This is a genomic window from Paenibacillus sp. MAH-35 (assembly GCF_058135425.1).
Genome location: NZ_JBYUPU010000006.1, coordinates 236354 through 258337, shown reverse-complemented (window position 1 = coordinate 258337; position 21984 = coordinate 236354). Strand labels below are relative to the sequence as shown.

Below are 21984 nucleotides of genomic sequence, written 5' to 3'. Positions count from 1 at the left end.
CTTTTTCCCCATATTACTTCACACCCGAATGCAGCATCGTTTCGATCATTTTCCGCTGGAACAGCAGGAACAGGATCAGATTCGGCAAAAACATCAGCAGTCCGACCGCCGCCGCCATGCTGGCCGCCGCAACGCCGGGGACGTTCGTCGTGAGGCTGGTTACATAAAAGGCCAGCGTCTTCATCGTTTCTTTTGTCGTGTACAGCGTCGAGGTTTCCACATCCAGATACACGGCCTGAAACGTAATGATAGTGACCGTTGCGACCGCCGGCGCCGTGAGCGGAATCACGATGCGCGAGAAGATGTACAGATCGCCGGCGCCGTCCAGCTTGGCCGCTTCCAGCAAGGAGTCCGGGATTTGGTCGATAAATTGCTTCATCAGGAACACCGCGACCGGCGAAGCGATAAACGGCAAAATATGAGCGAGATACGTATTTTTCAGCCCCAGACTGCTTACGACGAGATAGCGGGGGATCGCTACGGTCTCCGGAGCGAACATAAGCGCGATCATGATGAAGGCCATTATGGCCGTTTTAAAATGAAACCGGTGCTTCGCAAGCACATAACCGGCCATCGTGCTGACGAGGATGACGGACACGGTGGACACCGCCGAAACGAGTACGCTGTTGAACAAGTACCGCGTCGCCGGAACGAGTCCGGCCGACGTATGAAGCAGCAATTGTTCGAAATTGCGCATCGTCGGGTGCTTGACGAAGATCGTAGGCGGAAACAAAAACAGCTCGTTTAACGGCTTGAAGGCGTTATTAAACAAAAAAACAATCGGCACGAGCATAAACGCGGCCACAGCGGCAAGGAATCCGACCAGCACTACCCGGGAGAACGAGAGCTTGCGAATCGAAAGCAGCATTCCGCTATTCCCCCTTCGATCCGAACAGCTTGTAGCTAAGCTTCATCAGGCCATAGCTCATGATCAGCAGCACGACGGACAACGAGGAAGCGTAACCCCATTCATACCGCAAATAAGCATAGTCGTCGATATGGTTCGTGATGAGGTGTCCGGCATAGTCCGGCGTAATCGTCAGTCCCGTAAGCTGGGTCGAGATCGCCCCCGCCTTCAGCGTGCCGACGATCGCCATGACCGCGCTGAACAGCATCTGCGGCTTCATCGCCGGAATCGTGATATAGTACACTTCCTGCAAGCTGTTCTTGATCCCGTCGATTCTGCCCGCTTCGTACAGCTCCTTGTTCACGGTTTGCAGCCCGCCAAGCATGGCGAGAAACCCGACCCCCATACTGGTCCACAACGTCACGACAATCATGATGGTCATCAAATATCTCGGGTCCTGCAGCCATAGATGCGGCGATTCGATGAACCCGAGACGCATCAGCACATTGTTCAAATACCCGACCCGGTCGCCGCTGAACGTAGCCGCCCAGACGACCGACAGCGCCACTCCCCCGACCATGGACGGCGCATACAGCGCCAGCGTGAAGTAATCGCGGATGCCGGAGGGCAGCTGATGAATGAGCCAGGCGAACACGAACGACAGCACATAACCGCCGGGCCCGACGATGATCGCGAACTTCAGCGTATTCGGAAGCGTGTATTTCATAAATACGATGTCCTGCGTCAACATGTAGACGAAGTTGCTCGCCCCAATAAATCGCGGAAACTCGATTCCGTTAAAGGAAGTGACGCTAAGCAAAGCCGCCATCAGCACCGGAACGATAATAAAACAGGCAAAGCAAATGAGGAAGGGAGCCAGAAACAAATACGACAATCGGTCGCGCCAGCATTCCCGTAAAAATCGTTTGATTCTCGCTATCGTCTTAGGAGCCGGGGTTCTCGGCCCGCCCGGCGGCAGCGTAACGGCGTTGGACAGTTGTACGGGTTCCATAGGTTACTCCCTTCCGTAAGGCTGGTTGTATGGCGTTACTTGCAGATTGTCGTCCGGCGTGAGACCGAACTCCTCCTGCTTGCGCCTCATTTCCCGCTGCAGCGACATTTCGGATTTGCCGAGCGTCTCCCGGGCCGGTTTTCCTCCGATGACCGTATTGATCCAGGCAAAATCCATCTCGCGGGTCAGAAAATAATAACCCGGAACGTACGGCACGTTTTTGGCCCACCGGTCTTGTTCGTTCAGCGCCTTCAAGTCGTCTTCGGACCAGGGCAGCGTCTGCATCGCGGCCACGTTCGCCGTATACCAGCGGTACTCGATGCCGGCATACGATTCGATATCGTTGCCGTACCGGCTCTGGACGCTACCCGACGTCCACCACTCCAGAAACTTCCACGCCTCTTCCTTGCGCTTGCTCTGCTTCATCATAAAAGCCGACGTCGTTTCCTGCGGCGCCCATCGCACCACGGTGCCGTCCGGCTGCCGGGTGCCCGGGACGGGAACCATCTTCCAGTGTCCGGCGAGCTCGGGAGCGGCGACCGTCAGTTGAATGTTCAGCATAAAATCGCTGATCCCGATCGGCATATCCCCATACCGGAAATGGTTGATGAAGGCCGGAACTTCCTGCGGCAGGCTGTATTTGCTGAACCACTCCGTATATTGCTTGAACGCGGCCAGCCCCTCCGTGCTGGTCAGCTCCGTCTGCAAGCCGTCTTCCGTATAAAACTCCGCTCCCTGCTGATAAAAGGGCAGCGCATAGTGCAGGCTGTAGGCGCCCGACGTCGTCAAGTTGGAGTGGATCGTACCGTCGATTTTTCTCGGATATTTAAATGCCATGCCTCTCTCCTGCAAGGTCGGCAGCAAACGCATCAGATCGTCCCACGTATCCGGCGGCTCGATGCCCAACTGCTCGAAGATGTCGGTCCGGTAAAACATCATGTTGTACGTCTGGGTCTCCGGCAGCCCGTATACGCCCCCTCCGTAGTTATACGATCGCATGATCCCGGGATTGAACCGTTTGAGCACTTCCTCGAACCCGTCATACTGCGACAAGTCTTCCGCCGCACCGCGCATGGCGAAGTCGACCGGCGTCTCCATCCCGACGCCAAGCGCCAGATCCGGCTGATCGCCTGCCGCATTGCCCATCAACAGCACGTTCTGATTCGGGATCAGATTCACATTCACTTTAATGCCCGTCTGCGGGGTAAATTCCTGCTCGATCAGCGATTGCAGCAAATCGACGTAGTCCCGTCCGCGCTGCACCCAAATCGTCAGGGCGTTCTCGTCGTTCAGCTCGTTCGTATCGTAATTCTCGAAGAAGGAGCGGGCGAAGTTCACCGCCGTATACCGCACCTTGTCCCAACCGTTCGGGATCTGGAACGGCGGGTTCGTCTGCGGGGTTCGCACGACGATATAATCGAGCTGCAGCGCCTGGCTTTCCACCGGTTTGATCCAGGTGCCGATGCCTGACACGATATCCGAGAAGGCAGTCACCTGATTCGGAATCTCGTTGACGTCTTGCTTCAGCGACCGGACCAGGTCGATCAGCGCGCTCAGAGCCGTAGTCGGATCGGTAACCGCCTGGTTCAGTCCGAGCAAGTAGTCGCGGACGACCTCCATCTCATCGATGACGGATTGCAGCTTGTTTTCGATCTCCGGATCGAATTTCTTAATCTCCCATGTCCGCGCGGTGTCGATGTTCTGATCGGCGCCGAAGCCGTAGTTGCCGGAGATCGCCCGGATCTCCTTCTCGATCGACATGACCCGTTGTCTAATTTCATGCAACGCCTCGACCGCAGGACGGACGAGCGAATTATCCGCGACCAGCTTAAGCCGGTGCGTGCCCTCGGTCAGATGGAACAAGTACGGCTCTCCGTCCGGGTCCGCAAGCGGCTTGATCTCCAAAGCGCGGTTCGGGGCGAAGCGGTAATGCAGCATTTCCCGGAACGGTACCCGATCGTCGATCAGCACCGTCCGGTACACGGACGCATTCCCGTTATAGCCTTGAAAATATTTCAGATCGATCGCGTAATATCCGGTCTCCGGTACGGCAATCTCCCACTCGACCGACTGGCCCGCCTTCTCCCACGAAGTGCCTCCGAGCGCGTTGTACGTTATTTTGCCTTTCGCATCCGGGGAGACCAGCGGCTCCGCCACGCTTATCGTTCGGGTGCTGACCGCAGACTTCTGCAGAAATTGCTCCGCTTCGTACCGCTGATACCAGTCCTTCTGCGGCCCGCTGCCGGCCGGATGCCGGCCGGCGTATTCGGCGTAAGCCGGCAGCTTCTCGGGCGAAGCGAGTGTAAGCGAATACAAGGCAACCGGTTCCTTCACTCCGACCAGGCGGATCGTATGCGTGCCCTTGGTCAGCGCCCAGCGCAGCGGCTCCGGGGAGAGCGAATAATCGGTTATGCGCGCGGTCTGCCAGCCGCTTCTTTCCTCCTGCACCGGACGGATCTCATTGCCGATCCCATTGCGGTCGTACGGATACTTGGCGTCTCTCCACTGCCGGTCCAGGACGATCCGCCCCGCTTCGGCGAACGGATACTTGCCGTCGATCTGAACGCCCCGGACGATCTCCGAGAAGCTTCCTTTCATAGGCGCATACTCGATCATCAGATCGTACAGTCCGTCCTCCGGCACCTCCACGTTCCATTCGAGCCAGCCTTTCGCATGGGTCCATTCCACGATGTCCGCCTTCTTCGCGTCATCCCGGCGGCGCTGGACGCCGGCATCCGGCGACATCCCGCTGTATTCGGCCGCGAGCACGCGGGCCCCCGATGTCCCGGCCGGCTGGAACCGGCTGAATTCGCCGCTGCGCTGCCACAACACGTAAGAGAACGGCTGCCGGTCCGCGGCCGCGGCAGACAGACGAATGTCCGACTGGGCGACAACCGGGAAGCTGGCCGGCTCCGCGGATGACGAGCGCCAGAAGATCCATGCGATCCCGCACACTGCTAACGTGCCGAACAAGATACGTCCGCTTCTTCTCCAGCGCCGGCTCATGATCGAAGATCCCCCTGCACCGCAAAGGAAACTCCGCTTTCCGAGTCGAAGAAATGCGCCCGATCCATACGCACGACAAGCGATACCGTATCGCCGGGCTGAATCGGTGTATGCGCTTCCGCTCGCGAGATGAACGTATCGTCCCCCGACTTGGCATGCAGAAACGTGTTGGAGCCCATCGGTTCCCTCGAATCGACGATGGCGGTTATTCGCCAATCCGGATACTGTTCGAGCGCCCAAGACTCGCTCAGCACATATTCCGGCCGGATGCCGAGCACGACTTGGCGCAAATTCGTCCGGGCTGCGGCAATTTGGGCGCAGCGGCTTTCCGGCACCCGTATTTTCAGCCGCCTGTTCTCAAAATAAAAGACGCCGTGTTCCGATACTATCGCCCCCGGTATAAAGTTCATCTGCGGGGTGCCGATAAATCCGGCTACGAACATGTTGTTCGGATGGTCATACAAGTGCTGGGGCGGGGCCACCTGCTGGATCTTGCCTTTCTCCATCACGACGATCCGCGTTCCCATCGTCATCGCTTCCGTCTGATCGTGGGTGACATATACCATCGTCGTTCGCAGCTCGCTGTGCAGCTTGCTGATTTCCACACGGGTCTGCGTCCGGAGCTTGGCGTCCAGGTTCGAGAGCGGCTCATCCATCAGAAACACTTGCGGCTCCCGCACGAGGGCGCGCCCCAACGCTACGCGCTGCTTCTGTCCGCCGGACAGCTGACCGGGCCGCTTTGCCAGGAAATGCGAGATCTCCAGCATCTTGGCCGCCCGGCTGACCCGCTGCTCGATCTCGTGCTTCGCCACCTTATGAAGCTGCAAGCCTAACGCCATATTTTCAAACACGGTCATATTCGGATACAGGGCATAGTTTTGGAAAACCATCGCAATATCGCGATTTTTCGGGGATACGTAGTTGATGAATTTGCCGTCTATGTAGATATCGCCCTGCGATACTTCCTCCAGGCCGGCGAGCATCCGGAGGGTTGTGGACTTGCCGCATCCCGAAGGTCCGACCAGGACAAGGAACTCTCCGTCGGCTACATCCAGATGAAAATCGTTAACCGACGGATTCGCTTCCCCCTTGTAGTACTTGTACACGTGGTTGAATGCAACGCTTCCCATACGGACCTACCCCCACACTCAATTCTTAAAAACTTTTCCTATACATGAATAAATCATAGCAAAATAAAATAATCACGTAAACACAAATCTTATTACATATATATACGGTAAATCACTTTTTGTCCGCGCATATTGTTTTTTCATTTATCGTATACATGAAATTTATTTCTTGACTTGAGAAATGTTCGTGATAAAATCGAGAAAGAAAAGCTTTCGTCCGAAGCGTTTTCGATGAGCGGTTCCGCTTCTCGCTTAATCCGGCTCCATATTCCGAATCGTTCAGAAAACCCGAGATGTATGCGCTTACTATCCGAATATGCGAATGATATGTAGGGGGGATTGCGGGATTGTAACCATCTGGATGAACCGCGACGATCGCTGTCGCAGATAAGGGTTATGTAATGATGAAAACTGGGTGTCACTCGAATCGATATGTGGAGGCGATCCAATGAAATTCCGTAAAAAGCGTTCACGGCAATTCGCGCTGATCAGCACGTTCATCCTGGTCCTCACCTTCCTGCCTTTATTAGCCGCTTGTTCCGGCGGAAGCTCCGGGAAACCTGCCGATCCGGCCGGCACCACCCCGACTCCGAATACCGCCGCACCTGAGAAAAAGGACCCGGTTACTTTAAAAGTATTAACCTGGAACGCAGGACCTTTCCAGAAGCTGTTCGACAAGTTCACCGAGAAATACCCTTGGATTACGATCGACGCCAGTACGAAGATCAACGGGGGCATCATCAAAAACGTCATAGCCGGCGATCAGGCCGACCTCGTCTTTCTCGACAACGGGTTGTCGGAATGGATGAGCGGCGATCTGCTGGAAGATTTGACTCCCTACATCAAGAAAGATCAAAGAATTCAAAGCGCGAACAAAATCGATAACTTGCTGGAATCGTTCGCTACCGGCGGCAAACAGTGGACCGTCCCCTTCTCCGACATCCCGATGTGGATCATCGTCAACAAAGATTTGATGAAGAAATACGGAATGACGATGCCCAAAAACGATTGGACGTACAACGACTACCTCGAGATGGCCAAAAAAGCGACGAATACGGCGGCAAACGATTGGGGCATGGTCGGCATGGGCCATGAATTTACGAGCATTCTGACGATGGCGAGCGGAAGCGCCGATAACTACCGGTATATGAACAAGGACTCTTCCCAGAGCGTCGCCCATACGCCGGCCATTCAGGAAGACTTCAAATGGGTTCAGGATTTGACGAACAAATGGCACGTCCAGCCTACCGTTCAAGAGCAAAAAGATTTGGGCATACCTGCCGTAGCGGAAGAAGCTTTCATAAAAGGCAATGTCCTGTTCATGCTCGGCGCGGACTGGATGCTGGAGACGATTCAGAAAGCGAAGTTCGAGTGGGACGTTCTGCCGATGCCGAAGGGCAAAAAGATGCAGGCGACGATTCATCAGGCAGGCCCGATCTCGATTCCGAAAGCGTCCAAACATAAAGAGGAAGCGTTCCTGTACATCAGCTTCCTGTTCGATATCGAAGCCCAGAAAACGATGATTGAAACCGGCTCCAGCGCGTTCGTCAAAGATCCCGTGTTGGAGAAATATTTCGGCGAGGTGCCGCTCTGGAAAGGCAAAAACGTCGAGGCGCTGCAATTGTCCGCCAAAATGTGCTGCTTCTCCAGCGATCCGCGCACCGTCAATCTTGGCGATTTGGCCGGCAAGGTCAACGCTTCCATCGATAAACTGATCCGCGAAGGCGGCAATATCAGCACCGTGTTCCCGGCGATCGAGGCTTACAACACCAAAGCTCTCGAGACCCGCAAAGCTTTAGGCTGGTAGATATCGGTCCCTCGGAGGAGGAACGGGGCGGAAGTAAGCGGAAACCGGCCGTCTCGCCTCTCCGGGGCCAATCGGATACGTACAGAACCTTTTCCGCGGAGAGGAACATGAGCATTGGATACGAAGTTACAAAAATACGGAATGGATGAAGTTCCCTTCTCTTCTGCTACGCCTACGGAATCGCTGCTGTTCGTATCCGGGCAAGGGGGAGTGGATCCGCATACAGGCGATATTACGGCGAACGATCTGGAACATCAGACGATCGTAACCGTCCAGAACATTGAACGCATCTTGTCTCAATCCGGATTAACGCTGCGGGACGTAGTAAAGGTCAACGTATATCTATGCAAGCGGGAACACTACGAGCTGTTCAACCAAATTTACGCCCGCCTCTTCCCCTGCCCTTACCCGGCGCGCACACTCGTCTATTGCGAACTCAATTTCGACTTGCTTGTCGAAATCGACGTGATCGCCAAGCTGAAAGCATAATTCCGGTACGTTCAGTGAAGGGGAGCGACGAGCTGCGGCTCGTCCTCCCCTTTGTATGTTCTTGGCTTATATGCCATTTTCCTGCTTTTCGTTCGCTGCCAAGCTTCTCTCCCCGGTCTCCATCGATTGATACGTCCGGACGAGCCATTCGGCGACGCTACGGCTGATTACATCCAAATAAGCGCGCCCTTTCTCCGCAGTTGCCCGGTGCGGGGTATCGGTATATCCGTCCGCTCCGGTCAGTTCTCCATGCCTGCCAATAAATGTTCCGGGCGGCCCCGAAAGAATCCAGGGACGCTGGGGATGTTCCCCGGCAGCCCTGTCGGTATGAACCAACTCCTCGCGCAAGGCCAGTATCGCCGAAGTCTCGAACCCTCCCGCATGGCCCGGCACCATGCCGACTTGCTCCGCATCGGCAAGCCGAAGCGCTTCCTTCGCAACGCTCCAGTAGGAAGCCGAGGCGGTCCAGATCGGATGCGAGACGGCCAGATCGCTCGCCGTCTGCTGCATGATCGGATCGTTTCCGCCGTGGCCGTTAAGGAATACAATTTTACGGAACCCGTTCGCGACGAGGCTTTCCCCGATATCCCGAAGCATCTGCATATAAGTTGCCGAAGAGAAGCTCAACGTTCCTCCGAAGGCTAGATGATGATGCGAGCAGCCGATCGGGATGAGCGGACAGAGCAGGAGCGGAACCGAGGAGGCCGCCCGAAGCGCCGCTCCGTTCGCGATATGTCCGCAGATCAGGCTGTCGGTGTATACGGGGAGATGCGGCCCGTGCTGTTCCGTTGCCGCCAGCGGAACGACGGCCATATAACCCTGTTTGGCTTTGGCCGTTAGTTCTTCCCTCGTATGCTCGTGATACAAGAAGGATTTCATGATTTGCCCCGTCTCCTCCCCCATGGCGTACGGTTACTTGACGAACCGTAACGTTCCGAATCGCGACGGAATATGGTAATTGACCGCCCCCGTCGACGACCATGCCTGGTAATGCCGTTTATTGTCCCGGTCCTCGTCGATTCTGTAAAAGTTGATGCGCCACAACGCGCCCGCTTCCGGCCGCCGGCTAAAATGGATGAACGGCAAGCGGATCTCGTAGAGCCGAAGATCGCCTTCGTTCCATACCTTCGTCTCCATTCCATCCGCATCCCACTCCGTATGTACGCGGATCCGCCCGTCCTCGTTGTCCACACGGGCATCGAACACTACGTTCAAGGGGCTGAGCTCCAGCTCGATATAATGCCGCCCCGTCCCCTCTTCATCTATAAATACTTCCACTACATCCTGTTCGTACAACGGATCGTCGCGTTGCGTATAATCGGCGACCGTATGATCATCGACACATTCGAACCGGAAATAAACCGCATCCCTGTCCCAGCACGTCATCACCCGCGTCTGTTGCTGCACCTGACCGCCGCTGACTACATCGACCAGTTGTTCCGCCTGCAGCGTCTCCCATCTCCTGGTCTCATCCTCTGTAAATTTGCATTCTATCGTTTTTGGCGTCATGCATGAAACCCTCCATCCACTTTATAAATCGAGCCGGTTATATAAGAGGAAGCGTCCGACAACAAAAAGGCGGCCATCTCGTTAATCTCGTCGGCACTGCCGCTGCGGCCCAGCCAGGTTCGGCTGCGAATTGCTTCTTTTTCCTTCTCGGATTGGAGCGCAAAATCTTCCTTCGCCCTGAAATCGCCGGGAACGAGCACATTCGCGCGTATCCCGTATGACGCGTAATCGGCGGCCAGCACTTTCGTAAACTGATGGATCGCCGCTTTGCCGGCTCCATAAGCCAGACAGCCCTCCGACACGATCTCCCCGAGAATCGAGGACGTATTGACGATCGATCCGCCGCCCGAGCGGATCATCAGGGCGAGCGCGTATTTATTAACCAGGAACGTGCTCGTCAGCGTCCCCCGGATCGTATCCTCCCATTCCGTCAGCGTGATCTCAAGCGCAGGCTTCCACACATTCGCGAACACATTATGATACGTCCCGTCCAGCCTGCCGAAGTGGCGTTCGACTTCGGCCACGACGTCCATCACCTGCCGCTCGTCGCACAGGTCGGCCTGCATGAAGGCGAACCGCTTGTCCCCGTACTGCGCTTCCAACGCTCCGATCTCCGGAAATGCCGCAAGAGAAGCGCGGTCGCATAGGAACACCGCCGCTCCTCTTGCCAGAAACATGCGCGCGGCCGACCGGCCCAAAGCGCCTAAACCGCCGGTGATCAGCACCACTTTATTGTCCAGCATACTCACGCGGTTCACCACTTTCTAGGAAGTAGGATAACACCTGACTTCATAAATCCCCGCAGACGGATCGCCATTCGTGGAACGAACGGTGATACGCAGCCGTTCCGTCCGGACCGGGCGTTCCGGAACGATCGACCGCATCCGCTGATAATTGTCGGCGATCGCCCCGATCCCGGTCCAGCTGCCGTCTACGAATGCTTCTGCCGCAACATCCTTCGGACATTCCGGATCGCGGTAGAGGCCCGGATAGTTCCGGTAGTCGCGAAGCAGCTGGCAGGGAAAGGTCAGCTCGATCCGCCCGATCTCCACCGGCTCCGCCCATGTCAGCTCCAGCCAAGGGGCGTCAGACTCGGACGGGTCGGAGCGCCACAAGTTCGTGCTCCGGTAAGGGCGGGTGACGCCGCTGCGGACGTTGTCCGCCCCGTAACACGCCTGGGACGGCGAGATGCGGAAGCTCATCGTCGTCCCGCTTCCGAACCGCCGCATCAGACCGTTGCCGATCTCGTAGGCGCTTACATGCCCGGGCTGGATCGCAGCCGCAGCGTGCCAGCCGACGAGCGGATTCGCCAGCAGATCCAGGCGGATATAGCTTCCCCGGAGCTGCGATACGTCGATGCCGACCGGCCATTCCACCCATTGCTCCTCTCCCGGCGGTACCGTGAGCGTGGCCGCTGCGAGCGGCTCTCCCGGCTCGACCCGGTAATCCCATATATGCTCCGCGGCATATAACCGGGCTTCCACGGTCTGAGCGGCACCCGACCCGTTGGCCAGACATACGGTCAACACCTCCACACGATCCGCGCCGACGCAGATCCATTGACCTCTCCTGTGCGTTAGCGGCTGTGCAGCCGGCCGGTCTTCCCCGTCCGGCGGAGGATGTGCGCCGGCCAGAACCGCTTCGCTGCTAGCACGGACCTCGGCCCGTCTCGCCAGATCGCACTCATCCTCGTTCACCACGTTCGGCAGGAAGCAACCGTCGCGCAGCAGCGCCTGCTGGACATCGCCGATCGCCCGCTCCGGAACGTCGCGCACCGGGATGCCGGCGCGAATCGCCAGGGCGGCAGCCGTCCCCGCCGCCTGCCCCATCACCGCCGTCGTCCCCATGACGCGCACCGTGCCGAGCGCCGCATGAGTGACACTGACGTTCCGGCCGGCCATCATCACATTATTCATCTTGTTCGCAATCAAGATGCGCAGCGGGATTCCGTACGGTCCGACATAACTTTTCGACATGTAGGAAGTTCCGGAATTTCCCTCTATAGCAGAATGTTCGCTGAACGGAGCGAGAAGTCCTCCAGGCTCATGCAAATCGATAAACCAGCCGCCGTAGGCGACCTCGTCCGGGAATACCGTCTTCTGCAAAGGATCGTGCTCGGTCATCAGGTATTCGCCGACGATTCTCCGGCTTTCCCGCTTGCCGGGCACTTGCCCGATCCAGTCGAGCGCATATGTCCTCGCCTCGTCCTTCAGCCGCGGGTCCCTGTTTTTGATCCAGTCCCAGACGCCTAATACGTGCCGGGTCAATTCATGCCGGAGCGTCTCGTTGTCGTAGATCGTATGCCACGGAACGGACAGCTCGATCCACCAGAACCCGCTTCGCACATCGCTCGGCCATCTGCCCTGCTTGTAGAAAAAGTCGGGGTTGTCGTAGCGGACCGCCCAGTCCGGTGCGGTAAAGGGCACCGGATAGCCTACATCCTTCGCCTTGAAATGTATCGAATTGCCCATGACCGCATCGCTGGCTAGCTCCGGCGCGTGCGGCTCGCCGAATTCGTCCCGGCTCTCCGTCCCTAGCCTCCATTCGCAGCCGGCCAACGCGGCAACGATACCGTCGCCGGTGCAATCGACGAACGTATCCGCATAGATCGTCAGCTCGGTCTCCGCATGGCTGACGCGGGCGATTACGGCTTCCACTGTCCGTTCATCCCGCATCCTTACATCGGCGACCGTCGAATTCAGCCGGAACGTCAGATTCGGCGTGTGCATCGCCATATCGTACATAACCATATCCCAGACGCTGTTGATATATCCGTTGTCCCACGTCGGATTTTCGTGGTTGCGCGCCCTCTCCTCGATCAGCAGCTCGGAGATGATGCCGGTTTCCCGTGCGTAAGCATGGAAGCTGGCCGCTCCTTGCGGGGGGACGCGTATTTCCGACGAACTGTTGCCGCCGAACACCGGCCGGTCCTGCACGAGACACACCTTCGCGCCGTGACGAGCTGCGGCGACGGCCGCGGAGAAACCCGCCAGTCCGCCGCCGCACACCACGACATCGTATCGCTCTTCGACGGCACGAAAACCCGTCTTCGTCTGCTCCCGTCCCTTCATCTCACATTCCCCTTTCGGCCCTGTCCGCCGATCATCCGTCCTGGATCGTTGCCCAGCATATAGTCGGCCTTCGGTGCCATTTCCCGTGTGACGCCGGCCTCGTATTCGTCACTCAACCTAACTCCCCGCCCTGTCCGGGAACCGCGACATTCGTATAACGCACCACGCAGCCGTACAGCTCTCCCGAACCGACACATAAGGAATCGTCCTCGGGCGAGTAGGCGAGACACGAGATCGAATGGATGCTGGCCCACTCGGAATCCAGTTCCCTCAGCTCCGCATTGTCTTTAATAACCCGCGGTCTTCCCAGATCCGTAAACCCGTGCTCGCACGAAAAATGGAACACATGGCCGGCGTCCCTGGCTCCGCCGTATACACCGAATACTTCCTCCTCGTTCCGTCTGACGAAGCAACGCAGTTGCCCGCTGGAGTATAACCGGCCGTAGGACGTCGTCTTCCGGTGATCTGCGGACAACGTGAACAATATGCCGTCCGCCGTCCCCGCAACTACGGTTCCGTCTGCGAGCGCCGCTCCTCCCGTCACCGTCGCCCGGAACGCTCTTCCCCGGATGGAGGGAACTTTGACCGGCAGCGTCACGGCACGTCCCTCCGCCAGATCGTAGAGCACCAGCTCGTCAGCGGCGCCGGACAGCAGCAGCCGGTCGTCGTCCAGCCGGATCGGATGGGCATCCGGCTCGGTCAAGACCAGACCGGGCAGCAACTGAAGGGACCCCTTCTGAGGATCGCATACGTATACGGCGCCTACCGGATCGCTGGACAGCAGTTGGTTTCCTTGGAGCGGCAGGTGCAGCTTCGTCAGCTTCGTTCCCTCCGGCGTTTCGAAAATAATCGTCCCGGTGCCGGCCCGCAGATCCGTTTCCACGATTTTGCCGTCCGCCGTAAGGACTGCCGCCCTCCGGCCGTCCACATCTACACACGATAGAGGAGCGCCCCCGTCATAAATCACCGTTGTTTGCACAAGCCGTCCCGTTCCGGCATCCGACTCGGCCAGCAGCACTTGAGCGCCGCCGTTTATCGTGAATACGCGCTCCGCGATGGAACGCACATGACGGACCGCCGTATCGTTCCAGCTCATATACTGGTGAAGCGGCATGGTCCGCGTACCGCCCGCCACGATATGCATAAACGCCGGGCGGCCGACACCGTTATAGTCCGGTTCGGTGTACGGCCTCAGCGGCACGTTCGGGGCGCCCGGTCCCGGAGGCTGCAGCTTCTTCATATCGACAGCGAGGATGTACGGGGAAAACTCTCCGCATACGTCCACCATATGCAGCCAGCCGTCGCGGTCGAAAATCATCTCGCATATGTACTGGGAGTCTTTGCCTTGCGGTGCGATCAGCCCCAGATTTTCCGGCTCTCCGCCGTTCAAAATATCCCACCGGACGAGCCGGATCGGGAAATAGCCGTCGTATGTTTTCAGGCCGTAATACAAAACGAAATTGTCGTCGGCCGCCAGTCCTCCGATCCCGTACGGATTCACCGGCGTTTCATGGCGCAGATGGATCGGGCCGTGCCTCGTAACCGCAAGCGTCTCCGTATGGAGCTCGATCATCTCCCCGTCCATATTGTCTACGAGGAACAGCGAATTCCGCGGAGAATGCACGGCGAAAATAAACTGCCTCCGATGCTTCGTTCCGTTAGGAGAGACGAAATTCACCTTCAAATCCTGCACCTTTTCCCGCTCCGGATCGAATCGCCAGATCCCCCCTGTATAGGAGCTGCCGTACAACCGGCCTTGGGCATCCTTGACGAGCCGGCAGGAGGAGAATTCCGACACTTTGCCGTAATCCTTCACCTCATTCGTCTCCAGATCGATCCGGTAAAAGTGCCCTCTCATGTAACCGAGAAAGTAATAATAACGCGGATCATTGCCCAGCATGCCGCCGTACATGCTCTCCCTCGGCACGGGAATGCCTCTCACCTGAACCTCGTTCGTATCCGGATCGACGATTATTAAGATCGAGCCGGGATATCCTTCCCACGGATGCTCGTAATACTGCTCGTACATCCACTGCTTGTGCCCCGGCGCCGGGGCCGTGTTATGGGTTGCCATAATCAGTCTGCCGTCCGGCAAAAAATCGATGCTCGTATGGATTTTGCTCGGCGGCATTTGCTGCGAATCGACGATCCACACTTTCGCCACGTCGAATATAAGCCTGAGCCCGCCCGACTCGGGATAATACTCGTACAGCAACGCGGTGAGCGGCTTCTCGTTTTCCCCGCATACGCTTACATAAAACCGGCCGTCCGGCGACCGCACGAAATCCCACACCGCATTGTGCCCTTCCTGATTGGGCAGTTGGGTAAACCGGGTAAGCTCCTCCGGAATTCCGGCAAACAGATTGTTATTCATTCTTCTCCCTCCACGACCGGAAGCGCCGTATACTTGATCATCAGCTCGGGCGTCTCCAGCTTCTTTCCTGCAAATAAGGATTCCATCGCAAAGCTGATCATGCCCGATGTGAGCAGCGTCCGTTCCGGCGGCTGCGGCGGCCGCCGCGTAAGGAAAAACGTCTCGATAGCCCGGGTCAACCGTTCAAAATGGCTGAACGGCCGGTCGAGGTCGTTGTCGTAGCGCGAAGCGGCGATCCGGCCTTCACGGTCGCGAAAGGCGAAAGCCCAATGCTCGTGCAGCCGCTTGAACTGAATAATGAAAGCCTTCGTGCCGTCCGCATATTCGATTCTGTACATAGCCGGGTCCGGCTCGCTAGTTCTCGGATGCACTTGCGGCAAATCCGGATAAACGGAGAGCGCATGCAGCAGCAAATCTTCCGGCCATTCCCCGCGGTCCATCGCTTCCCATACTTCCCCTTGACCGCCCCGGATCAATTCCACAGACCGCACCCCGGTCTCGCCGCCCTCCCGAAACTCGGCGATCGATTGAAGCACCTCCATAGCGTGGAAGCCGTAACATTCCAGCCCTCCGTTGCTGATCACCAGGATCTCCTTCATCGACCCTGCACGCCCAAGATCGAGAGCCGGCACCAGATCGGCATACGGGATCGAGGAGCCGCCCATGAACGGAATGCCTCTCGCCTTCATCTCGTCGTACATCCACAGTGAATCGCTGTAAGTGTAGGCCAGATGTTTGTCGGAGAAAATCGGAACCGCACGCCCAAGCTCATCGAGCGCTGCCAGCGTTTCCTCGAGAAAACGTCGTCTGGGGTACAAAATTTGCCCCTTCTCGTTCTTGGGGTAATTTCCGTGCTCGGCGATTATGATCACGCCGTCCACAGGCCCTCCCGAATGGTCGGCCCGGATCGCCTCGGCGATCGACGGGCAGACCGGAATGCCGCACCGGGCCGCGGCTTCCCGGCTCATATCGCCGTCCGGCACCTGATCCGTATACATCGAAACGACCTCTACCCGGGGGCGATAAGCAAAATCGCCCAACAGACGCCCCAAAATGACATCCGCGTGGGAGTTGTACCGGTATTCCGTGACGAGGACTGCTACATTCAGCTTACTGCCGCTTTCGCCCATGGCCGCCCTCTCCCCTTATCCTTGAACTGTCCCGTATGATCTGACGAATAGGAAACGCTAACAAAATTTTATATCCGCAAATCCGGATAGTCAATGAATTTTTTCATGAATGTGTACTATTTTCTTACTTGTGATAAATATAAGGATTTCGAATGAAATATCCAGCGAAAATCCGACATTTTTCACGGGTATGAAACATCCGCTCTCGCTCGCCTGTCGGCTACGGACTGATCACAACGAGCTGCCCCTCCGTCAACCCGCTTACGATCTCCGCTTCCGTACGGGTGACGAGGCCTGTCTGCACCTCCGCAGCCCGGCGTGTATCCGCGTCTGCAATCTGTACGTAAACCGTGCCGTTCTCATACCGAAGCGCCCGGCGCGGGATCGTCAGCACATCCGGCTTGCTGGCCAGCTCCAGCTTGAAATTCAAGCTGGCACCAAGCGTCAGTCCGTCCGGGAGCGGGCCCGCGAATTCAAAAAAAAGGGTGTTCTCGTTAGTTTCGGCTTGCTGCTGATGACCGTTATCTTGAGAAATCGTCAAATGCGCCCCCGCTACCCGGGCGTTCACCGTCGCCCCTTCCACCTGTATGGCGACAGGCATCCCCGGCCTGATCCCGCCTGCGTAAGCGGACAGGTCTCCCGTATATTGAAGCCGCAACGCACCGGATGGAGCGACGCCGACCACGTTCCGGTACGTCTCGGCCTTGCTCCCGGCTACGATATCGTCCAGAAACGTCACGATTCCGTCTGCTGCCGAGACGAGCTCGCTTTTGCTTTGATTGTCCAGCAGCCGGGACAGCTTCAACTGTTCGATCTCGAGATTCATCCGGTCGATCATTATATCGTCGGGATGACCGGACTTCAGCGATTGGCGAAGCGCCAGCTTCATGTTCTCGACGGCAAGCTTGTGCCGGGCGTGCGATAAAGCGAAATCCGCGGTTTGCAGCCGCATTAACACGTCTCCCCGGCCGACCCGGTCCCCCCGCTTGACCCGTACCTCCCCAACCGTCCCGTTAACCTGAAAAGAATAAAACTTTTCCCAGGCCGGGACGACTATGGCAGCTCCGGTTAATTCGACGGTCAGCGTCCCCTTCTTCACCGCCCAGACGTCGGCTTTTACCCGGACATTCTCGATCAGCCCGGGACCGGACTCGCTTCGCTTCGGGAGAAGCGAACATCCCGCCAGGAGCGCTGCTGCCAGAAGTACGGCGGTCAGAGAAAGCGTGAAGCGCCGTACTCCTCTCGCAGCGGATCGGTCCGTCCTTCGTCCATGCCCCAAGATCATCACCGCCTAATCCTCTCCTAACTTGACCGCTTGGTGAATTCGGATACGGGACAGCAGCCAGCCGAGAACAACCAGCCCCGCCGTGATCATACCGGTCACGATCACATACAGCTTCAGCGAATCGCCGGAATCGAACGTTACCCGGAATGGCGGTACTTGCGCCGCAGGACTGAAGGAGATCTCGAACAGCGTGACGAACCAAGCGCACGTTACCCAACCGACAAGCCCGCCCATTACCGCGGCGGCGGCGGTCGTCAGCAGTTGCTCGGCAGCCAGCATCCCTAGCAGCTGCGGGAACGATTTGCCCATGGCCCGCAAGATCCCGAACTGCACGAGCCGTCCGGAGAGCGACAGTACCCCATGCAGCAGGAAACCGGTAAAGCTGATGATCACGGCGATGAGAAAGCCGAGCGTCATCACCCCGTTTACGGCCAGCTGAAAAGGATCGTTTTTGGCTGCGACGACCTCCTCCCGCGTATCCGCCACCGAGATCAAGCTGATGCCGTTCGCCGTCAACGCATCGTACAGAGGCTGCCTGCTTTCCCCATCCTTGAATCTGATCCACACTTCATACGGCTCGGGCGCCAGCGCCAGCTGGATATACTCGAGATGACCGATCACGAAGCGGGGTATTTCCGGGAGCACGCCGCCCCGGACACGCCCGGACGGATTCGGATTCATGGCCGGCCAGTAATCGACTACACCGTAAACGGTAAAAGGCTTCGCAGGAACGCCGCTCCAATCGATATAAATCACGTCTCCGGGCTTGATCCCCTGATCGGCCATCGTTCGGGAAATCAATACCGCTGACGGATCGGTCGCGATCAGATTCAAATAGTCGTTCAGATGATGCTCCAGCAGGCCTTTCCTCAGCCATGCTGTACGTCCGAATTCAGCTGTGTTAATGCCCATCAGCCGGATCGGTCCGCCCTCCTTGCCGGCCGCATACCTCGCTTCCTCTTTCACGAATACTTTGGCCGCGGACTGTACGCCCGGAAGCTCCCAGAACGGCTGGAACGGCGGCTCCACGTAGTGAGTCCGCTTCGCCGAACCCGTATCCGCCCCGATAGCGCCTGCGCTCGCCTGCTCTCCGGGGCTGCCTGGTAAACGGCTGGTCGGGCCTGCGGAGCCCGGAAGCGGGGCGTCGCTGATCCAGGCTTGCTTCAGCACGAGGTCCGCGCCGTTATTGTAACGGATCTTGTGCTCCGCGTTTTCGTTCAAAGTCCTTGCCGCGCTTGCGCTGTACAGGCCTATTGCGATCGTCATGATCAGAAACATCATCACATACAAATACGGCGCTCCGGCTCTTCCGACTTGGATCAGCGCCGCATAAAGCGCCGGGGGCCATCTTTTCCTGCCGGTCCAATAGATGAGTCGGAGCAGCCAAGGATAAAAGCGCAGCATAAGCAGTCCCGCGCCCAAGATAAACATCGCGGGAAAAAAGAACAGCAGCGGATCGACGGAGAAGTCGGAGCCGTCCGCTCCCATTCGCATCCAGTCGCTGCGCTGCCTGTCGAACCGGCGAAGGCCGAATACCGCGGCCGCGACCAGCACGAAGTCTATGTAGAATCGGTGCCATAGCGAACGGCTCCCGCGGCGGGCCAACTGCCGAGTATGGCTGACGATCGACAGGCGGGCTGCGGCGAGCGCGGGGAAAAGCGTCATCAGGACGGAGGCTGCGACCGCATACATCGCATACCGGTACGACTCGCCGCTCAACCGGACCGGCAGAGCCGAACGGTTGACGAATTCGAGAAACCCGTTCGAAGCGCCGAGCAAGCGGACGAGTTGCAAGCCGAGCGGCGGTCCGATCGCCAGCGCGACAGCCCCCAGCAGCAGCCCTTCGATCATATAGCCGGCCGCGACTTGAAGCCGGCTGGCTCCGCGGCTGCGCAGCACCGCAATTTCCGTTTGTTGGCGCTCCGTAATCAGGCTGGACACCATATACAGGTAATAAGCGAGCATAATCATAATCGGCACGTACAACGACCAGAGCATCTTCCTTAAGTTGGCTTCCCGTTGGAAGTACGTCTGCAATGTCGGCATGGCAGGGACTTCGGTAAGGTAGGTACGGAACCGGTCTGATAAAAAAAATTCGATTCGTTCGCTCGTCTCAACAAACCGGTGCATGGAATCAAGGCCCATCCGGGAGTAATCAAGCAGGAACAGCCAGCCGGCGCTTGCCGTCGGCAGCACTTCCCCTGTCGTAAAGTCGCGTTCATACAGCTCGAAGTCGATAAAAAACGTTTTGGCGTAGTCTTCAAACTGGTTGTACCAGTAAGGATCGGTATTATCCTTCTTGGCGACGACGCCGACGGGTATGATCCGGATGTTCGTCTTCGCTTCCTCGTCGTTTATAACGAATAAGTTGCCCAGCACCATATTTAACGCCTTCAGCGACTGCTCGGTCACAAGCGCCTCGTAGATCCCGTCCACAGGCCGATCGGCCGGTAATCTGCCGTCTACCAGACGAATATGCTGGGACAAGCCGGACCTTGCCGCCAGCTCGATTTGCCGGTTCGTCCCCAATTCGATCCGGGTCTGTTCCGCAGGGATCACCGAATAATAGGTCGTCCTTCTCTCGCGCACCAGCTCGCTTACCGGCAGTCCGAATCCGGGAGCCGCTTCCTTGCGCATGAAGTCGTCCAGCGTCCGTACCGCCTGCGGCCGGTCCTCCGGCTTGTAGTCCCCGGTATCCCAGTAGGAAGTGCCTCCCATAACCGCCTTCGCATAATAAATTCCGGGATAACGGCCGGACGCAATCTGGAATTGCTCCAGATCCTTAATGAGCATCCGCTGCAATACCGCATCGGTATAGATCGGGATGCTGCTTACGAGCGCCACGGACATAACAAGCCCGCCGAGAAGACAAATCGCCAGCCATCCGTTATTCGCCAGCTTGCGCACCATCATGAGAAGCAGTGCCAACACGATACCTCCCGACTTAGTGGAGTGCGGAGCCCGGCTGTTACTGGATAATGATTTGCTGCCCTTCTCCCAGCCCTTTGACGATCTCGACTTCTGTGGCCGACTCGAGCCCGGTCTCTACATCGGCCTCCCGAATCCGTTCTCCTTCCAGCACTTTGACGTAAGTACGCCCCAGAACAGAGGTTAATGCGAACCTCGGAATGACGATGACGTTCTCTTTCTTTTGGAGCATGATTTGAATTTCCGCGCTGTCGTTCAGCTCCGGGCGGATGCCGGCATCGTCCAGCCGCACATATATCGTTTTCGCATAACCGGCGTTTTGCGGTTTCTGACCGGTAGACGGTGCGTTTGCCAGACTTTGGACCACCGTCCCTTGCAGTTGCCGGTCCCGGTACACGATGTCGGCCCGCATCCCGGCCCGGACCTCCTGCACATTATCGGAGCCGGACGATGTGTAGGTCAGCTCGATCCTTTGCGGATCGGCTATCGTTACATAAGGTTTAGCCGGTTCAACCGTATCTCCGATCTTCACCTCTTCCATCGCGACGATAATGCCGTCGATTTGCGCCCGCATCGTTTTGCCTTCCAGCTGCGACTGGGCATCGTTCCATAATCGCTCGGCGATATCCACCTCCAATATTCGGATCGGAATCAGCTCCTCGTCCCGGCTTTCCTTGGCCAGATTCAGATTGCGCTTCGCCTTCGCCAAGTCCCGGACCCGTTCCTTGACGGCGATATCGCCAAGCCCGATCTCCAGCTCGATCAGTGGGTCTCCCTGCCGGACCCGGTCTCCGGGTTTTGCCGGAACGCCCGTTACTTTGCCTGTAGAATAAAAGTGCTGACTGACGACGTCGGACGATTGGAACACGCCCGTCCCTTTCACCTGCCGGGTCACAGTCCCCCGCTTCACTTCGTGCAAATTGTAGATTTCCTTCTGCGGCAATACGAGCGGCGGCTTCAGCACCGATTCTTCCTTCGGCCACAATGTGCATCCGGACAAGGCCAGCGTCAGGCACGCCAGTCCGGTCAAGCCCGCTCTCTCCCAGCTAATTCTGTTCCGCATTCGTCCATCCTCCACGGGAAAACTTCATGCCGAATCCGTCTTTCTCCAGGTCCGTTCCTGTTCCAGTTAACTGCATATTACCACTTTTATAAATATAAATAAATTGCATAATGAAAAAAAACAAAGATTTTATCTGCTTATTTTATCCTGTACCCGCATGATTTCGATACATAATGCGCAAATGAGAAAAACATTTACATACATAAATTATGATGTATAATATGAATCGAACCGTTTTCTAAGAGGACAGGAGGAGAATGGATACACGAGAACGCCGATGGTTACAGCTACAGCAGGGTGAAGCAGATATGGAGAATTCGTTATTTCCTGCAG

General features: G+C 57.3%; 15 protein-coding genes. 2 read left to right on the top strand and 13 right to left on the bottom strand.

The genetic code is table 11. The features are described 5' to 3' along the window. Nucleotides 1-13 precede the first annotated feature (13 nt). The 4 genes from AC3Y2E_RS09130 to AC3Y2E_RS09115 are packed head-to-tail and all read right to left on the bottom strand — an operon-like array spanning nucleotide 14 to nucleotide 5995. On the bottom strand, nucleotides 14-868 hold the full coding sequence (locus tag AC3Y2E_RS09130) for a carbohydrate ABC transporter permease (protein WP_332072917.1): 855 nt from the start codon (nucleotides 866-868) through the stop codon (nucleotides 14-16). 4 nt (nucleotides 869-872) lie between these two features. Beyond that, nucleotides 873-1859, bottom strand: a complete 987-nt coding sequence (locus AC3Y2E_RS09125; protein WP_332072918.1) for a carbohydrate ABC transporter permease — start codon at nucleotides 1857-1859, stop codon at nucleotides 873-875. 3 nt (nucleotides 1860-1862) lie between these two features. Continuing rightward, nucleotides 1863-4865, bottom strand: coding sequence for an extracellular solute-binding protein (locus AC3Y2E_RS09120; protein ID WP_379209323.1), 3003 nt, complete (start codon nucleotides 4863-4865; stop codon nucleotides 1863-1865). Beyond that, nucleotides 4862-5995 carry an ABC transporter ATP-binding protein gene (locus tag AC3Y2E_RS09115; protein WP_379209320.1) on the bottom strand — a complete coding sequence of 378 codons (1134 nt, stop codon included), beginning with the start codon at nucleotides 5993-5995 and terminating at the stop codon, nucleotides 4862-4864. The genes AC3Y2E_RS09120 and AC3Y2E_RS09115 overlap by 4 nt, the downstream gene beginning before the upstream one ends. 448 nt (nucleotides 5996-6443) lie before the next feature. Between AC3Y2E_RS09115 and AC3Y2E_RS09110 the strand changes: the two genes are divergently transcribed. Both AC3Y2E_RS09110 and AC3Y2E_RS09105 read left to right on the top strand, forming a co-directional pair. Next, nucleotides 6444-7802: an extracellular solute-binding protein gene (locus AC3Y2E_RS09110; RefSeq protein ID WP_379209318.1), complete on the top strand. Its 1359-nt coding sequence runs from the start codon at nucleotides 6444-6446 to the stop codon at nucleotides 7800-7802. 114 nt (nucleotides 7803-7916) lie between these two features. Next, nucleotides 7917-8291: a RidA family protein gene (locus AC3Y2E_RS09105; RefSeq protein WP_379209316.1), complete on the top strand. Its 375-nt coding sequence runs from the start codon at nucleotides 7917-7919 to the stop codon at nucleotides 8289-8291. 66 nt (nucleotides 8292-8357) lie between these two features. Here the strand turns inward: AC3Y2E_RS09105 and AC3Y2E_RS09100 are convergent, their stop codons facing one another. The 9 genes from AC3Y2E_RS09100 to AC3Y2E_RS09060 form a co-directional block, all read right to left on the bottom strand. Further along, nucleotides 8358-9170, bottom strand: a complete 813-nt coding sequence (locus tag AC3Y2E_RS09100) for a creatininase family protein (RefSeq protein WP_379209314.1) — start codon at nucleotides 9168-9170, stop codon at nucleotides 8358-8360. A gap of 33 nt (nucleotides 9171-9203) precedes the next feature. Further along, the gene (locus tag AC3Y2E_RS09095; RefSeq protein WP_379209312.1) at nucleotides 9204-9800 is read right to left on the bottom strand and encodes a carbohydrate-binding family 9-like protein; all 597 of its coding nucleotides are present in this window, start codon (nucleotides 9798-9800) and stop codon (nucleotides 9204-9206) included. Beyond that, on the bottom strand, nucleotides 9797-10543 hold the full coding sequence (locus AC3Y2E_RS09090) for an SDR family NAD(P)-dependent oxidoreductase (protein WP_379209464.1): 747 nt from the start codon (nucleotides 10541-10543) through the stop codon (nucleotides 9797-9799). The genes AC3Y2E_RS09095 and AC3Y2E_RS09090 overlap by 4 nt, the downstream gene beginning before the upstream one ends. Before the next feature lie 21 nt (nucleotides 10544-10564). After that, nucleotides 10565-12871 carry an FAD-dependent oxidoreductase gene (locus AC3Y2E_RS09085; protein WP_379209310.1) on the bottom strand — a complete coding sequence of 769 codons (2307 nt, stop codon included), beginning with the start codon at nucleotides 12869-12871 and terminating at the stop codon, nucleotides 10565-10567. A 112-nt stretch (nucleotides 12872-12983) separates the two neighbouring features. After that, nucleotides 12984-15245 carry a hypothetical protein gene (locus AC3Y2E_RS09080; protein WP_379209308.1) on the bottom strand — a complete coding sequence of 754 codons (2262 nt, stop codon included), beginning with the start codon at nucleotides 15243-15245 and terminating at the stop codon, nucleotides 12984-12986. Then, a complete protein-coding gene (locus AC3Y2E_RS09075) occupies nucleotides 15242-16375 on the bottom strand; it encodes a hypothetical protein (protein WP_379209306.1) in 1134 nt (377 codons plus the stop codon). The genes AC3Y2E_RS09080 and AC3Y2E_RS09075 overlap by 4 nt, the downstream gene beginning before the upstream one ends. Before the next feature lie 220 nt (nucleotides 16376-16595). Next, entirely contained in the window at nucleotides 16596-17663 is a 1068-nt protein-coding gene (locus AC3Y2E_RS09070) for an efflux RND transporter periplasmic adaptor subunit (RefSeq protein ID WP_483875095.1), read from the bottom strand. 3 nt (nucleotides 17664-17666) lie between these two features. Continuing rightward, entirely contained in the window at nucleotides 17667-20591 is a 2925-nt protein-coding gene (locus AC3Y2E_RS09065; RefSeq protein WP_379209304.1) for an ABC transporter permease, read from the bottom strand. 37 nt (nucleotides 20592-20628) lie between these two features. Continuing rightward, nucleotides 20629-21651 carry an efflux RND transporter periplasmic adaptor subunit gene (locus AC3Y2E_RS09060; RefSeq protein WP_379209302.1) on the bottom strand — a complete coding sequence of 341 codons (1023 nt, stop codon included), beginning with the start codon at nucleotides 21649-21651 and terminating at the stop codon, nucleotides 20629-20631. Between the last annotated feature and the right edge of the window lie 333 nt (nucleotides 21652-21984).

Excerpts from the sequence above, each read along its gene's own strand:
- AC3Y2E_RS09130 (WP_332072917.1), bottom strand. The coding sequence starts at position 868 with ATGCTGCTTTCGATTCGCAAGCTCTCGTTCTCCCGGGTAGTGCTGGTC.
- AC3Y2E_RS09125 (WP_332072918.1), bottom strand. The coding sequence starts at position 1,859 with ATGGAACCCGTACAACTGTCCAACGCCGTTACGCTGCCGCCGGGCGGG.
- AC3Y2E_RS09120 (WP_379209323.1), bottom strand. The coding sequence starts at position 4,865 with ATGAGCCGGCGCTGGAGAAGAAGCGGACGTATCTTGTTCGGCACGTTA.
- AC3Y2E_RS09115 (WP_379209320.1), bottom strand. The coding sequence starts at position 5,995 with ATGGGAAGCGTTGCATTCAACCACGTGTACAAGTACTACAAGGGGGAA.
- AC3Y2E_RS09110 (WP_379209318.1), top strand. The coding sequence starts at position 6,444 with ATGAAATTCCGTAAAAAGCGTTCACGGCAATTCGCGCTGATCAGCACG.
- AC3Y2E_RS09100 (WP_379209314.1), bottom strand. The coding sequence starts at position 9,170 with ATGAAATCCTTCTTGTATCACGAGCATACGAGGGAAGAACTAACGGCC.
- AC3Y2E_RS09095 (WP_379209312.1), bottom strand. The coding sequence starts at position 9,800 with ATGACGCCAAAAACGATAGAATGCAAATTTACAGAGGATGAGACCAGG.
- AC3Y2E_RS09090 (WP_379209464.1), bottom strand. The coding sequence starts at position 10,543 with ATGCTGGACAATAAAGTGGTGCTGATCACCGGCGGTTTAGGCGCTTTG.
- AC3Y2E_RS09085 (WP_379209310.1), bottom strand. The coding sequence starts at position 12,871 with ATGAAGGGACGGGAGCAGACGAAGACGGGTTTTCGTGCCGTCGAAGAG.
- AC3Y2E_RS09080 (WP_379209308.1), bottom strand. The coding sequence starts at position 15,245 with ATGAATAACAATCTGTTTGCCGGAATTCCGGAGGAGCTTACCCGGTTT.
- AC3Y2E_RS09075 (WP_379209306.1), bottom strand. The coding sequence starts at position 16,375 with ATGGGCGAAAGCGGCAGTAAGCTGAATGTAGCAGTCCTCGTCACGGAA.
- AC3Y2E_RS09060 (WP_379209302.1), bottom strand. The coding sequence starts at position 21,651 with ATGCGGAACAGAATTAGCTGGGAGAGAGCGGGCTTGACCGGACTGGCG.